At 66.6% G+C, this 13,726-nt stretch carries 14 protein-coding genes; 11 read left to right on the top strand and 3 right to left on the bottom strand.

What is annotated here, in order from left to right; all coding sequences use genetic code 11:
- Positions 1–16 precede the first annotated feature (16 nt).
- Positions 17–1,210, top strand: a complete 1,194-nt coding sequence (locus tag EDE08_RS01085) for a CaiB/BaiF CoA transferase family protein (protein ID WP_131866363.1) — start codon at positions 17–19, stop codon at positions 1,208–1,210.
- 196 nt (positions 1,211–1,406) lie between these two features.
- Here EDE08_RS01085 and EDE08_RS01080 read toward each other — a convergent pair whose 3' ends face one another.
- Entirely contained in the window at positions 1,407–2,171 is a 765-nt protein-coding gene (locus tag EDE08_RS01080; RefSeq protein ID WP_131866361.1) for an SOS response-associated peptidase, read from the bottom strand.
- A 62-nt stretch (positions 2,172–2,233) separates the two neighbouring features.
- Between EDE08_RS01080 and EDE08_RS01075 the strand changes: the two genes are divergently transcribed.
- The 4 genes from EDE08_RS01075 to EDE08_RS01060 all read left to right on the top strand — a co-directional run bounded on the left by EDE08_RS01075 (position 2,234) and on the right by EDE08_RS01060 (position 4,129).
- The gene (locus tag EDE08_RS01075) at positions 2,234–2,743 is read left to right on the top strand and encodes a hypothetical protein (RefSeq protein WP_028176928.1); all 510 of its coding nucleotides are present in this window, start codon (positions 2,234–2,236) and stop codon (positions 2,741–2,743) included.
- A 9-nt stretch (positions 2,744–2,752) separates the two neighbouring features.
- A complete protein-coding gene (locus EDE08_RS01070; protein WP_131866359.1) occupies positions 2,753–3,187 on the top strand; it encodes an NUDIX hydrolase in 435 nt (144 codons plus the stop codon).
- Between the two features lie 48 nt (positions 3,188–3,235).
- Entirely contained in the window at positions 3,236–3,613 is a 378-nt protein-coding gene (locus EDE08_RS01065) for a TIGR02301 family protein (protein ID WP_061878459.1), read from the top strand.
- Positions 3,614–3,868: 255 nt separating this feature from the next.
- Positions 3,869–4,129: a hypothetical protein gene (locus tag EDE08_RS01060; protein WP_028176925.1), complete on the top strand. Its 261-nt coding sequence runs from the start codon at positions 3,869–3,871 to the stop codon at positions 4,127–4,129.
- Positions 4,130–4,297: 168 nt separating this feature from the next.
- Here EDE08_RS01060 and EDE08_RS01055 read toward each other — a convergent pair whose 3' ends face one another.
- Complete coding sequence (locus tag EDE08_RS01055) at positions 4,298–5,167, bottom strand: sulfurtransferase (RefSeq protein WP_131866357.1); 870 nt, start codon at positions 5,165–5,167, stop codon at positions 4,298–4,300.
- Between the two features lie 154 nt (positions 5,168–5,321).
- Positions 5,322–6,656: a dihydroorotase gene (locus EDE08_RS01050; RefSeq protein WP_131866355.1), complete on the bottom strand. Its 1,335-nt coding sequence runs from the start codon at positions 6,654–6,656 to the stop codon at positions 5,322–5,324.
- Positions 6,657–6,757: 101 nt separating this feature from the next.
- Between EDE08_RS01050 and ygfZ the strand changes: the two genes are divergently transcribed.
- The 6 genes from ygfZ to EDE08_RS01015 all read left to right on the top strand — a co-directional run bounded on the left by ygfZ (position 6,758) and on the right by EDE08_RS01015 (position 13,723).
- A complete protein-coding gene (ygfZ, locus tag EDE08_RS01045) occupies positions 6,758–7,639 on the top strand; it encodes a CAF17-like 4Fe-4S cluster assembly/insertion protein YgfZ (protein ID WP_131866353.1) in 882 nt (293 codons plus the stop codon).
- Positions 7,636–8,262 (top strand): DNA-3-methyladenine glycosylase I, encoded by a 627-nt coding sequence (locus tag EDE08_RS01040; RefSeq protein ID WP_131866351.1) that lies wholly within the window; start codon positions 7,636–7,638, stop codon positions 8,260–8,262. The genes ygfZ and EDE08_RS01040 overlap by 4 nt, the downstream gene beginning before the upstream one ends.
- Positions 8,259–8,873 (top strand): YfbR-like 5'-deoxynucleotidase, encoded by a 615-nt coding sequence (locus EDE08_RS01035; RefSeq protein ID WP_131866349.1) that lies wholly within the window; start codon positions 8,259–8,261, stop codon positions 8,871–8,873. The genes EDE08_RS01040 and EDE08_RS01035 overlap by 4 nt, the downstream gene beginning before the upstream one ends.
- Before the next feature lie 145 nt (positions 8,874–9,018).
- A complete protein-coding gene (locus tag EDE08_RS01030; RefSeq protein WP_131866347.1) occupies positions 9,019–9,525 on the top strand; it encodes a tyrosine phosphatase family protein in 507 nt (168 codons plus the stop codon).
- A 474-nt stretch (positions 9,526–9,999) separates the two neighbouring features.
- Entirely contained in the window at positions 10,000–10,968 is a 969-nt protein-coding gene (locus tag EDE08_RS01020) for an NUDIX hydrolase (RefSeq protein ID WP_131866344.1), read from the top strand.
- A gap of 52 nt (positions 10,969–11,020) precedes the next feature.
- Positions 11,021–13,723: a DUF2339 domain-containing protein gene (locus tag EDE08_RS01015; RefSeq protein ID WP_131866342.1), complete on the top strand. Its 2,703-nt coding sequence runs from the start codon at positions 11,021–11,023 to the stop codon at positions 13,721–13,723.
- The last annotated feature ends 3 nt before the right edge of the window (positions 13,724–13,726 follow it).

Below are 13,726 nucleotides of genomic sequence, written 5' to 3'. Positions count from 1 at the left end.
AAGAGGGGAGAGCGAGGTGACGCGACCGTTCGAGGGCGTGAAGATCCTGGACTTCACGCAAGTGCTGGCCGGCCCTTATGCGAGCTACCAGCTCGCGCTGCTTGGAGCCGACGTCATCAAGGTCGAGCGGCGCGAGGGCGAGGACATGCGCCGCACGCCGCTTTCCCGTGAATGGGCCGAGCGCGGGCTGGCGCCGGCGTTCCAGGCCGTCAACGGCAACAAGCGCAGCCTGACGCTCGATTTGCAGAAGCCGGACGCGATCGCGATCGTGAAGAGGCTCGCGAGCCAGGTCGACGTCGTCATGGAGAATTTTCGCCCGGGCGTGATGGACAAGCTCGGCATCGGCTACGAGGCCCTGTCCGCGATCAACCCAAGGCTGATCTATTGCGCGGTCTCCGGCTTCGGCCAGACCGGCCCGGACCGCCTGCGGCCCGGCTATGACGGCAAGATGCAGGCGCTGTCGGGCATCATGGCCATCACCGGCCATCCCGAAACGGGGCCGACGCGCGCCGGCTTTGCCGTATGCGACGTGCTGTCGGGCGCGACGGCGGCATTCGGCGTCTCGAGCGCGCTCTACCAGCGCGACCGCACCGGCAAGGGGCAGTTTGTCGATGTCTCCATGCTGGAGGCGACGATGGCATTTCTGTCGGGCCAGGTCGCGGACTGGTCGGTCGCCGGCCATCGCCAGCAACTGTCGGGCAACCAGGCGGTGAGCCGCAGGACCACGGCCAACCTGTTCAAATGCGGCGACGGCCACATCCTGCTCGCCGTCAACAACGAGAAGCAGTACCGCGCGCTGATGAGCGCGCTCGGCCGCGAGGACACGCTGAGCGATCCGCGCTTTGCCGACTGGTTCGCGCGCAACGAGAACGAGGGCGCGCTCCGCGCCATCATCGAGGCGGCGCTGGCGAAAAGGCCGGCGCGTGAATGGGAGACGATCTTGGAAGACGCCGGCGCGCCCTGTGCCAGCATCTGGAAGGTCGAGGAGGTCATCGACCATCCGCAAATCAAGGCGCGCGGCGCGATCCAGGAGCTGGATACGCCGTACGGCCGGCTGCGCTTCGCCGGCAGCGGCTTCAAGCTGGCACACGGCGGCGGCAGGCTGGACCGGATGGCGCCGGAGCTGGGCGCGGATACGGATGCGGTGCTGGGCGAGCTGGGATTCGATGCGGCGGAGGTCGCGCGGCTGCGGGCACGGGAGGTTGTGTGACGGCTGGTAGCTACACACTCGATCGTCGTCCCGGACAAGCGTCAGCGCAGATCCGGGACCCATAACCACAGGATGGTGTTTTGCGATGACTCGCAGTTGCCAGCTCGCGCCAAGCTGCTCCCTGTGATTATGGGTCCCGGATCGGCGCGCGCTTCGGGCGCGCTTGTCCGGGACGACAGTGGAGTTTTAGCCGCGCCTAGAACAACGAGCCCTGGCCGTCATCCGCCGGCGCAGCAGCAACCTTCCGCGCCGCCTTTTTCGGCTTCACCGCCTCTGCCTCCGCTTCCATCTCCTCCACGCTGATCGGCAAGAGCAATTGCTCGTCGTCATTGGCGACGCGGTTGACGCGCGTGGAAACGGGATGCCAGGCGAACTCGCCGATGCGCGGTGCGGTCATCAGCGGCAGGATCGCGTCGACTTCGTCGCCGCTGATGTCGAGCCAGCGCTCGAAATCGCGCGGGCTGATGGTGACGGGGACGCGGTCATGCAACGCGGCGAGGTCCTCGCCTGCTGCCGCCGTGACGATCGCGACCGTGTCGAGCTCCTCGCCGTTCGGCCCGACCCAGGTCTCGAACACAGCGGCAAAGCCGAGCGGTTCTCCGTCGGCGCGGTGAATGAAGAAGGGCTGCTTGCGGCCGCCTTCCGTCTTCCACTCGTAATAGCCATCGGCCGGAATCAGGCCGCGCCGGCGGCGAATCGCCTTCTTGAAGGCGGGCTTCTCCAGCACCGTCTCGGCACGGGCGTTGATCAGGAGCGTAAATCCGCGGGGATCCTTGACCCAGCCCGGCAGCAGCCCCCAGCGCATCAGCCGGAAATGCCGCGCGCCGTTCTCGACCAACACGACCGGAATCGGTTGCGTCGGGGCGACATTGTACCGGGGCGGGAAATTCGGCTGCTCGACATAGCCGAACAGTTGCCGCAAAGCCGCGGGGGCCGAAGTTATGACGAAGCGTCCACACATGCCTGCGCGCCTATATAAGTCCGTTCAGGTCCTTTTAACCCAGAATGCTAACACTGCGGCAGATGAGCTCAACGGCCTCCCAACCCGCGCGGACGCATGTACAGACGGGCCCCGAGGCCGAGGCCTGGGCCGAGCGCCTGCGCGTGGCCAATATCAACCCGCGGACCGGGCTTGCCACCGACTATCTCAACCATTTCAATGAAGCCGTGATGCTGCTCGAAATGGTCCCGGACATGCCGGAATGCGCCGACGACTTCCTGACCTGGACGCCGCTGTCCTATGCCGAGCATTTCACGGCGTCGAATTTCAAGGCGCGGGATTTGGCCATCGAGGCCTATGAGAAGGCAGATCCCAACGTGCGCGCCCAGTTCGACCACATCACGGACACCATGACATCGATCCTGACCGCGGTCGGCTCGGCCATGCGCGAAGTCGAGAAGGACACCACCCGCGTCCGCCTCGCCGAGCAGGCCACTCTCTGGGTCAAGCCGCTGATCGCGGCTTGCGGCGGCATCATCAATGGCGGCGCGGAAGCCGACGTCGACACCATCATGGCGAACTCGGCCGGATAGGTGGCGAGATTGGCCGCGGTCGTCCAGCCCACCCACCCCCAGCTCGCCGTCAGCGCAGCCATCTTCCGCGACGGCAAGGTGCTGCTGGTCCGACGCGCCCGTTCGCCTGCCAAGGGGTTCTATTCGCTTCCCGGCGGCCGGGTCGAATTCGGCGAATCGCTGCATCAGGCCCTGAGCCGCGAGGTTGACGAAGAGACCGGCCTTCGTATCGAGATCGTTGGCCTCGCCGGCTGGCGCGAGGTGCTGCCGGCCGCGGCCGGCGCCGGCCATTACCTGATCATGTCCTTTGCCGCCCGCTGGGCGGCCGGGGAACCGGCCTTGAACGATGAGCTCGACGATTACCGCTGGATCGCGCCGGACGCCCTGGCGAGCCTCGGCGACCTCAAGCTGACCGGCGGGCTGGAGGAGGTCATCCAGTCCGCCGCCCGGCTGATCCAGGCATAGGCGGCTCCGCCTTGCTTCCCTGGGCCCGACGGGGCATACAGCCCGCCGATGTCCACGCGATTTTTGGCCATTTTTGCCCTGATTCTCGCCTGCGCCGCCGGGTCCGCCCGGGCCCAGGACGCGGCGGCGCCGTTTGACGGCGAATTGCAGCGGCTGGCCGAGATCCTCGGCGGCCTGCACTATCTGCGCGGCATCTGCGGATCCAACGAGGGCAACAAATGGCGCAACGAGATGCAGGCGCTGATCGATGCCGAAACCCCCTCAGGGGAGCGCCGCACCCGCATGATCGCCGGATTCAACCGCGGCTATAACGGCTTTCAGCAGACCTATCGGAGCTGCACGCCGGCCGCGACGGTGGCGATCCGCCGCTACATCGAGGAAGGCTCGAAGATCTCGCGCGATCTGACGGCGCGCTACGCGAACTAGGTTCTCTCCACCTGTCATTCCGGGGCGCGCTTAGCGCGAGCTATGATGCGCAATTGCGCATCATAGCTCGCGATTTCGTCGCGCCCCGGAATGACGGCGGCAGATGCGGGCGCGGCGCGACGGGAACCCTGTCATCGACTTTGTGCACAGCCGTTAACCGTTCTTAAAGATGTGGCCTAGCGGTCATTAACGACCGTGCTACACCTCTCGCACAGCGCATCGCCGTGGATCGCGCCCCAGCCCTGATCGAGTTTCATGAGCCAGCCGATTTCCTACGCCCGCGCGCCGCTGCCCGATCACGAGCAGAAACAGGCTGCCCTCAGCTATCTCAACGAGGCCTGGGCCGAGGCGCGCCATGACGGCGTCGACGGCGATTGCCTGGCGCAGGCGAGCCTGTTTGCGGCACTGGCCGAGCTGGTCGGCACCTATGGCGAGGACGCGGTGGCGAAGTTCGTCGAGGGCTTTCCCGGCCGCATTCGCAACGGCGAATTCTCGGTCGGCATCTCCAGGCAGTAAGCCTGTCGAAAATGACCCCGCCACGCGGGCGGGGCCAGTCGACGGATGAATGACTCTGCGAAAAGCATCGCGAAGTCTGCCGCCTTTATCGCACGGAAGCCGTTTCCTCCCGACAAGCATTAATCTCACACCGGCCGGGAGATAGTCCCGGAAACATCGGGATTGCGTTCAGTCCGTCTCAATCGGCAGCGACGGATCCCTCGCCCACTCGCCCATGGAAGCATCGTAGAGCGTCAGCTTGTCGTAGCCGAGCTGCGCCAGCATGAGCAGATCGATTGTCGCCGAGATGCCGCCGCCGCAATACAGGATGACATCCTTGTCTCGCGTGACGCCTTGGGCGGCGAATTTCGCTTCTGCGTCCGCGAGCGTCGTCAGGGTCCTGTCGGGATTGACGAGGGTTGCCGCTGATACGTTGACGCTGCCGGGAACGCGGCCGGGCCGGCCATAGCGGCTGGGTTCGAGGCCGAAATGAAACTGCGGTCCGAGGGCATTGACGATCACTGTCGACGGATCGCCTATGCGCGACATCACCGTGGCCTTGTCGACGAAGCAGCCCGTGCGCGGCGTCGCCTTGAAGGTCGTCGCCGGATATCCCTTCGGTGCGCCTGTCTCGATCGGCCGCCCCTCCTCCTTCCACTTGTCAAAACCGCCGTCGAGTACAAGCGCATCGACCCCAAGCGAGCGCAGCATCCACCAGAACCGCGTCGACCACATCATCGTGCCGATGCTGTAGAGCACGATGGTCTTGGATGCGTCGGCGCCGTGGCGGCCGAAGGCGGCCTCCAACTGGGCCACACCAGGCATCATGAAGAACTGTTGCGACGAGGTGTCGGAGAATTCGCCTTGCAGGTCGAGGAAATCGGCGCCGGGGATGTGGCCGGCTGCAAAGGACTTGTCGCCTGGCACCGCGCGATAAGGCACGTCGCTGCCGGGTGGGACAGGCTCATTGTAGGTCGTGCAATCGTAGAGGCGGAGGTTGGGATCGGCGAGTATGGCGGCGAGTTGTTGGGTGGTGATGAGGGGGGATGGCTGGGACATCGGAATGCACTCCCGTTCGAGGGCAAGTGTAAACCTCTGCCCTCGTCATTGCGAGCGCGGCGAAGATTCCAGACTGCCGTCGCGGGGAGATTCTGGATTGTTTCGCTGCGCTCGCAATGACGGGTGGGGAAGCAATTCGCTCCCCGCACAGCCCCTACGCCTTCAGCGTCTCCAGAAACCGCACCGGCTCGCCCTGCGAGGCCGTCACGAGCTCGCCCTGCCACATCACGCGGCGGCCGCGGATGAAGGTGCCGACGGGCCAGCCGGTGACGCGGACACCGTCATAAGGCGTCCAGCCGGCCTTGGACGCGACCCATTTGTTGGTGATGGTCTCGCTGCGCTTCAAATCGACGATGGTGAAATCGGCATCGTAGCCGGCGGCGATTCGCCCCTTGCACGCGATGTTGTAAAGGCGCGCGGGACCGGCGCTGGTGAGGTCGACGAAGCGCGCCAGCGACAGCCGGCCGGCGTTGACGTGGTCGAGCATGATCGGCACCAGCGTCTGCACGCCGGTCATGCCGGAGGGCGAGGCCGGATAGGTCTTCGACTTCTCCTCGAGCGTATGCGGGGCGTGATCGGAGCCGAGCACATCGATGATGCCCTGCTCGATGCCGCGCCAGATGCCGGCGCGATGATCGGCCCCGCGCACCGGAGGGTTCATCTGCGCGAGCGTGCCGAGCCGCTCGTAGCATTCGGGCGCGACCAGCGTGAGGTGATGCGGCGTCGCTTCGCAGGAGGCGACATCCTTGTGGTCGCGCAGGAACTCGATCTCTTCCTTGGTCGAGATGTGCAGCACGTGAATGCGCTTGCCCGTCTCGTGCGCGAGCTTGACCAGCCGCTGCGTCGCCATCAGCGCCGCGGTCTCGTCGCGCCAGACCGGATGCGAGCGCGCATCGCCCTCGATACGCTGCGGTTTGCGCTCGTTGAGCCGATACTCGTCCTCGGCGTGGAAGGCCGCACGACGGCGGATGACCTGGAAGATGCGGCGCAGGCTTTCGTCGTCCTCCACCAGCAGCGCACCGGTCGAGGAGCCGATGAAGACCTTGACGCCGGCGCAGCCGGGCGCGCGCTCCAGCACCGGCAGGTCCTGCACGTTCTCGCGGGTGCCGCCGATGAAGAAGGCGAAATCGCAATGCATGCGGTGATGGGCCCGCTTCACCTTGTCGGTGAATTCGGTTTCCGTCACCGTCAGCGGCGCCGTGTTCGGCATTTCGAACACGGCGGTGACGCCGCCCATCACGGCGCTGCGCGAGCCGGTCTCGAGGTCTTCCTTGTGCTCCAGCCCGGGCTCGCGGAAATGCACCTGCGTGTCCATCACGCCGGGCAGGATGTGCAGGCCCTTGCAGTCGATCACCTCCGCGGCGCTGCCTTGCGACAGGGGTCCCAGCTCGGCGATGCGGCCGCCCGTGATGCCGATGTCGCGAACAGCCTCGCCGTCCTGGTTGACCACGGTGCCGCCTTTGAGGATCACATCGAAACGCTGGCTCATGGCTGAAGGCCTCTCTCGTCCCCAAGCGCAGGGCTCGAGGTCTTGTCGTTTATGCGTTGCGGGCTTACGTTCCGGAGCAACATGTCGCAAGAGATTTTCGCATGAAATCGGCGTTTCTTCTCGACCGGGGCGTGCTCAAGGTCGCGGGCGAGGATGCGCGCAACTTCCTCAACGGCCTGGTCACGACCGACGTCGACAGGCTGAAACCGGGCCTGGGGCGATTCGGCGCGCTGCTGACGCCACAGGGCAAGATCATCGTGGATTTCCTGATCACGGAGGCCCCCGCGGGTCACGGCGGCGGGTTCCTGATCGACTGCCCGAAAGCGCTGGCAGATAGCCTCGCCACCAAGCTGAAATTCTACAAGCTGCGGGCCAAGGTCACGGTGGACAACCTTTCCGACGATCTCGGCGTGCTTGCGGCCTGGGACGGCCAGCCCGCCGCCCAGCCGGACCTCGCCTTCATCGATCCGCGGAACGACGGGCTCGGCACCCGCATCCTGATCCCGGAAAATCTCAAGCAGAAGCTGTCCGACCTGATCGGTGCCAAGCTGGTCGATGCGGCCGAATACGAGGCGCACCGCATTGCGCTCGGCGTCCCGCGCGGCGGGCTCGATTTCATGTACGGCGATGCGTTCCCGCACGAGACCAACATGGATCGTCTCGCCGGCGTCGATTTCGACAAGGGCTGCTACGTCGGCCAGGAAGTCGTCTCGCGCATGCAGCATCGCGGCACTGCACGCACGCGCAGCGTGAAGGTGCTGCTCGACGGTGCGTCGCCCGAGCCGGGCACGACCATTCTTGCCGGCGACAAGCCGGTCGGCACCATCGGCTCGACCGCCGGCGGCAAGGGCATTGCCCTCGTGCGCATCGACCGCGTTGCCGAAGCGCTCGACGCGGGCCAGCCGCTCACTGCCGGTGGGCTGCCGCTCACGCTCGCTGAACCAGACGTCGTTCGAATTCCAGCCAAGCAGCCCATCGCATGAGCCGTGCCGCCCGCCTGCATCCCGATGGCCTGAAACGGTGTCCCTGGCCTGGCGAAGATCCGCTTTACGTCGCCTATCACGACACCGAATGGGGCGTGCCGGAATATGACGACCGCGCACTGTACGAGAAGCTGATGCTCGACGGCTTCCAGGCCGGCCTGTCCTGGATCACGATCCTGCGCAAGCGCGACAATTTCCGCAAAGCCTTCGACGATTTCCAGCCGGAAAAGATCGCGCGCTACAACGCGAAGAAGGTCCATGCGCTGATGAACGATGCCGGCATCGTGCGCAACAAGGCCAAGATCGATGGCGCGATCCTGAGCGCGAAATCCTATCTCGACATCATGGAGAAAGGCCCGGGCTTCTCGAAGCTGCTGTGGGACTTCATGGACGGAAGGCCGCTGGTCAACAAGTTCAAGACCACGGCGAGCGTGCCCGCCTCTACGCCGCTGTCGGTGCAGATCTCCAAGGAGCTGTCCTCGCGCGGCTTCAAATTCGTCGGCCCGACCATCGTCTATGCCTTCATGCAGGCGACCGGCATGGTCAACGATCATCTCGTCGACTGCCACTGTCACGCCGCCTGCGGCAAGACGCAGCGCAAGCCGCGCCTCAAGGCCAAATGACGGCGAAGAAGACCGCGCGCGATGCGCAGTCCCGCGCCTGGCAGCGCATGCTGTCGGGCCGGCGGCTCGATCTGCTCGATCCCTCGCCGCTCGACATCGAGATCGCCGACATCGCGCACGGCCTTGCCCGCGTCGCGCGCTGGAATGGGCAGACCATCGGCGCGCATATCTTCTCGGTCGCGCAGCATACGCTGCTGGTGGAAACCGTGCTGCGGCACGAGATGCCGCGGGCCGACCAGCGCATGCGGCTGGCAGCCCTGCTGCACGATGCGCCTGAATATGTGATCGGCGACATGATCTCGCCGTTCAAGGCCGTACTCGACGGCCATTACAAGGCGGTCGAGAAGCGCCTCCTCGGCGCCATCCATATCCGCTTCGGCCTGCCGCCGGTGCTGCCCGACGAGATCACGCAAGCCATCAAGGCCGCCGATCGCGGCGCAGCCTATCTGGAAGCGACCGAGCTTGCCGGCTTCAGCGAAAGCGAGGCCAGACGCCTGTTCGGCAAGGATCCCGGGCTATCCGACAGCGTCCGGCGCGACTACATGACGCCCTGGACGGCGGCACGGGCCGAGAAGCAGTTTCTGGAGCGGTTTGGCGCCGTGTTTGCGTAGCTCTCATAGGCTGGGCAAAGGCGCGCTCGCGCCGTGCCCACCAACCTGAGCAACGTGCGCGCAGTTGCGAAATGGTAGGCACGGCGCGATGCGCCTTTGCCCACCCCACGAGCGCTCGCTATAATCGCCGGCAAAAAGGTCTCCCATGATCCACGTCTGTTCCCTCGCCGCGCTTCCCGAAACTGTCCGCATCACCGGCGCCAGCCATGTGCTGACGGTGATGGCCAATGTCGAGCAGGTGGCACGTCCGGTGTCGGTGCTGCCAGCCAACCATCTCAAGGTGTCGATGGATGACATCACCGAGGAGATGGACGGTTTCGTCGCACCATCGGAGGCGCATATCGAGCAGGTGCTGAACTTTGTGCGCGGCTGGGACCGCGGTGCACCGCTGGTGGTGCATTGCTATGCCGGCATCAGCCGCTCCACCGCCAGCGCGTTTGCAGCGGTATGCGCGCTCAATCCGAATCGCGACGAGATCGAGATCGCGCGGAAGATCCGCGCGGCCTCGCCGATCGCCTCGCCCAACCGGCGCATCGTCGGCCTCGCCGATCGCGCACTCGGGCGCAACGGCCGCATGCTGCGCGCGCTCGACGAGATGGGCCCGGGCGCAATGATGGTGGAAGGCCGCCCCTTCGTGATCGAGCTCGAATGACCGGGCGCCACGAGATAGGTGCGCTCCCTCTCCCGCTTACGCAGGGCAATCGCATATGGATTTCACGGGGATTGTCCGCTGGCTTGCTCCGCCTCTCCCGCTTGCGGGAGAGGCCGACGCGTTCGCAGAGCGCGGCGGGTGAGGGCTCTCGCCACGCAGGGACGTCCTCAGTTAATCTCAATAATCCCAGCGCGGGGACCCCCTCTCCCCAACCCTCCCCGCAAGCGGGGGAGAGAGCCTAGTGCCGATGCCGCCGCACCGTGCGCACCATATGCGATTGCCCTGCCCGCTTGCGGGAGAGGGTTGGGGAGAGGGTGTCGCCACGACGGGGCAATCCCCCAGAGGAAAAAGCCCTCTCCCGGCGCTGCTACGCGCCGACCTCTCCCGCAAGCGGGAGAGGTCAGACCGAGCCCGCGGAGAGACCGCCGCAACCAGGTGGCATTTCTCTCTTCCGCCATCCGTGATCATCATCGCATGAGCGACACGCAGCTGACGCCGATCGAGATTGGCCTCACCGCCGCAATCGTTGCGATCGAGAACCACGAGCCGCTGATCCTGACCGCGCCTGGTGCCGACGGGCTTGCCGGCCTGCCGTTCGGCCCGTTCGACGCAGTGAGCCATCGCACCTTCGAGATCGGCCTGCGCGCCTGGGTCGAGCAGCAGGCGGGCCTGCGGCTCGGCTATGTCGAGCAGCTCTACACCTTCGGCGATCGCGGCCGCCATGCCGAGGCCGGCGACACCGGCGCGCATATGGTGTCGATCGGCTATCTCGCACTGACGCGCCCTGTGGACGGCGAGCTCGCCGCAAACGCGGCGAGCTTCGCGCCATGGTATCGCTTCTTCCCCTGGGAAGACTGGCGCGAGGAGCCGCCGGGGATCATCGCCCGCGACATCATCCCGGTGCTGACGAAATGGGCCGAGGAGGAGACGCCGGAGACGACGCGCGCGCTGCCGCGGAAGGATCGCGTGCGGTTCTATTTCGGGCTCGACGGCGCGCCCTGGGACGAGGAGCGCGTGCTCGACCGCTACGAGCTGCTGTACGAGGCCGGGCTGATCGAGGAGGCCCGCCGCGACGGCCGCCCTGCAGCATTGGCGCGCAAGACGCTTCCCCCGCTCGGGACCTCGATGCGGTTCGACCACCGCCGGATTCTCGCTACGGCCATCGCGCGGCTGCGCGCGAAGCTGAAGTATCGCCCTGTCGTCTTTGAACTTTTGCCAGCTGAATTCACACTTACCGAACTGCAGCACACGGTGGAGGCGATCTCCGGCCGGCATCTGCACAAGCAGAATTTCCGTCGCCTGGTCGAAATGGAAGCCCTGGTCGAACCGACCGGCGTCATGTCGACACAGACGGGCGGACGGCCGGCGGCGCTCTATCGCTTCCGCCGCGACGTGCTCCAGGAGCGGCCCGCGCCGGGCTTGCGCGTGCGCTCCCGGCGCTAGATCCTGATATTTTGGGGTGCCGGCCCCTGCCCGCCGGTTGCCTGGAGGCTTCATGTTCGACGGCCCATTCGACGTCTTTGCGCTGATCATTGCGATCGTCGCCTTCCTGATCGCGATCAAGGCGTCCAGCCAGGCCGCCGAGCTGCGCCGCCGGCTGAGCTCGCTCGAAGAGATGTTCTACGCGCAGCGGCAGGTGCAGCCGCCGCCGTTGATGCCCGCACCGGTAGAGACGGAGGCGCCCGCAACAGCGCCGGCAGAGCCGCCGCCGCTTGCGCCCGAGCCCGAGGTTGCGCCGCCTCCGCCTATCGCCGCAGATGTTTCGCCGCCCCCACTCGAAGCCGGCCTTGAAGCCGCCGCACCGCCGCCGCTGCCCGCGCCAGCGCCCGGTTTCGAGGAGCGGCTCGGCACGCGCTGGGTGGTGTGGATCGGCGGCCTTGCGCTCGCGCTCGGCGGCTTCTTCATGGTGCGCTATTCGATCGAGGCCGGCCTTCTCGGCCCCGGCGTGCGCGTATTCCTCGGCGGCCTGTTCGCAGCCGTGCTGCTGGGCGCCGGCGAATGGACGCGGCGCAAGGAGAGCATCTCGAGCATCGCGGCACTGCCGATCGCAAACATTCCCGCGATCCTCACCGCCGCCGGCACGGCGGTGGCGTTCGCGACCGTCTACGCGGCCTACGCGCTCTACGGCTTCCTCGTGCCCGCAACCGCCTTTGTGCTGCTCGGCCTGGTCGCGCTCGGCACGCTTGCCGCCGCGCTGTTGCACGGCCCAGCACTCGCCGGCCTCGGCGTGGTCGGCGCCTTCGTGACACCGATCCTCGTCTCCAGCGGCAAGCCGGACTATTGGGCGCTTTACATCTATCTTGCGATCGTCACCGCCGCGAGCTTTGGTCTCGCCCGTATCCGGCTTTGGCGCTGGCTTGCAGTCACGACAATCGTGTTCGCCGTGCTCTGGATCTTCCCGGGTCTCGACGCCGCCGAACTGCAGGTCGCGCCGCACGCCTTCCATGTCATCGCCGGCTTCGTGCTGGCCGCGCTGCTCGTCGTCTGCGGCTTCATGTTCGGACCTGCAATCGAGGACGGCGAGATCGAGCCGGTCTCGTCGAGCGCGCTCGGCGCCTATCTGTTCGGCGCGATGCTGATCGTGCTGTCGAGCGCGCACGCCGATCTGGCGTTGATCGCCTTCACGCTGCTGGTCGCGGGAACGCTGTTCGTCGCCTGGCGTGCGCCGGCGGCCACGGGCGCCCTGGGTGCGGCCGCGGCGACCGTCTTCATCGTGTTCGCCGAATGGGCGGTGCGCGCCAATCCCGATATGCTGGTGCTGCCGGGCGGCCCCATGCCCGGCATCGGACCGACAGCGACCGACGGCGCGGTGACGCTGCACTTGGTCACGGCCGCGATCTTCGCCGCCGGCTTCGGCATCGCCGGCTTCCTGGCACAAGGCCGGTCGAATTCGGCGATCATTCCGGTGGTGTGGTCGGCGGCCGGCGTCGCGACGCCGGTCGCGATCCTGGTCGCGCTCTACGCGCGTATCGCTCATCTCGACCGTTCGATCCCGTTCGCGATCCTGGCGGTGCTGCTCGCCGCCGCCTTCGGCGCTGCAACCGAGGCGCTCACGCGCCGCGAGACCCGGCCGGGCGTTGCGATCTCCACGGCCCTGTTCGCGACCGGCACGCTCGGCGCACTGGCGCTGGCGCTGACCTTCGCGCTGGAGAAGGGCTGGCTCACGATCGCGCTGGCGCTGATGTCGCTCGGCACGGCCTGGATCTCGATGCAGCGGCCGATTCCGTTCCTGCGCTGGCTCGCCGCGATCTTCGCGGCGCTCGTCACCGCACGCATCGCCTACGATCCTCGCATCGTCGGCGACGCCGTCGGCACCACCCCGATTGTGAACTGGCTGCTGTGGGGCTATGGCCTGCCGGCCCTTTCGTTCTGGGCCGCGAGCGTCTTCCTGCGCCGCCGCGCCGACGATGCGCCGCTGCGCATGGTCGAGGCCGCTGCGATCCTGTTCACCGCGCTGCTCGCCTTCATGGAGATCCGGCACTTTGCGACCGGCGGCCGCATGACCGCGGCCCCCTCGCTGCTCGAATTCGCGCTGCAGGTCTGTATCACGCTGGCGATGGCGATCGGGCTGGAGCGGTTGCGGCTGCGCAGCCGCAGCATCGTGCACAATGTCGGCGCGGTCGTGCTGACCGCGATCGCCGGGCTCATCAGCGTGTTCGGTCTGTTGATCCTGGAGAATCCGCTGCTGTGGCACACCGACGTCGGCGGCGCCGTCTTCAACCTGCTGTTGCTGGGCTACGCGCTGCCGGCCGTGCTGATGCTGCTGCTGTCCTATGCGGTGGTCGGCGAGCGTGGCAAGGTCTACGCCAATACGATTGCCGGCGGCGCGCTCGTGTTCGCGCTCGCTTATGTCACGCTCGAAATCCGCCGCTTCTATCACGGGCCGATCCTGTCCACAGGACCGACCACGGGCGCCGAGCAATACACCTATTCGATCGGCTGGCTCGCTTTCGGCGTGGTGCTGCTCGGCGTCGGCATCCTCGTCAACTCGGAACGGGCGCGGCTGGCGTCTGCCGCCGTCATCGCGCTGACGATCCTCAAGGCCTTCGTCATCGACATGTCGACGCTGACGGGCGTCTACCGAGCGCTCTCGTTCATGTGCCTCGGCGTCGTGCTGGTCGCGATCGGCTGGCTGTACCAACGCATCCTGTTCCGGCGGCAGGCCTCGCCGCCGGCCGCGCCGCAGACGGGCACGTGAAGG

Source organism: Bradyrhizobium sp. R2.2-H, from assembly GCF_004346455.1.
In the GTDB taxonomy this organism is placed as follows: Bacteria; Pseudomonadota; Alphaproteobacteria; order Rhizobiales; family Xanthobacteraceae; genus Bradyrhizobium; species Bradyrhizobium diversitatis.
This window is presented reverse-complemented; position numbering and strand designations above follow the sequence as displayed.

Coding starts and splice junctions, on each gene's coding strand:
- EDE08_RS01080 (WP_131866361.1), bottom strand. CDS start 2,171: ATGTGTGGACGCTTCGTCATAACTTCGGCCCCCGCGGCTTTGCGGCAA.
- EDE08_RS01075 (WP_028176928.1), top strand. CDS start 2,234: ATGAGCTCAACGGCCTCCCAACCCGCGCGGACGCATGTACAGACGGGC.
- EDE08_RS01065 (WP_061878459.1), top strand. CDS start 3,236: ATGTCCACGCGATTTTTGGCCATTTTTGCCCTGATTCTCGCCTGCGCC.
- EDE08_RS01060 (WP_028176925.1), top strand. CDS start 3,869: ATGAGCCAGCCGATTTCCTACGCCCGCGCGCCGCTGCCCGATCACGAG.
- EDE08_RS01055 (WP_131866357.1), bottom strand. CDS start 5,167: ATGTCCCAGCCATCCCCCCTCATCACCACCCAACAACTCGCCGCCATA.
- EDE08_RS01050 (WP_131866355.1), bottom strand. CDS start 6,656: ATGAGCCAGCGTTTCGATGTGATCCTCAAAGGCGGCACCGTGGTCAAC.
- ygfZ (WP_131866353.1), top strand. CDS start 6,758: ATGAAATCGGCGTTTCTTCTCGACCGGGGCGTGCTCAAGGTCGCGGGC.
- EDE08_RS01040 (WP_131866351.1), top strand. CDS start 7,636: ATGAGCCGTGCCGCCCGCCTGCATCCCGATGGCCTGAAACGGTGTCCC.
- EDE08_RS01035 (WP_131866349.1), top strand. CDS start 8,259: ATGACGGCGAAGAAGACCGCGCGCGATGCGCAGTCCCGCGCCTGGCAG.
- EDE08_RS01030 (WP_131866347.1), top strand. CDS start 9,019: ATGATCCACGTCTGTTCCCTCGCCGCGCTTCCCGAAACTGTCCGCATC.
- EDE08_RS01020 (WP_131866344.1), top strand. CDS start 10,000: ATGAGCGACACGCAGCTGACGCCGATCGAGATTGGCCTCACCGCCGCA.
- EDE08_RS01015 (WP_131866342.1), top strand. CDS start 11,021: ATGTTCGACGGCCCATTCGACGTCTTTGCGCTGATCATTGCGATCGTC.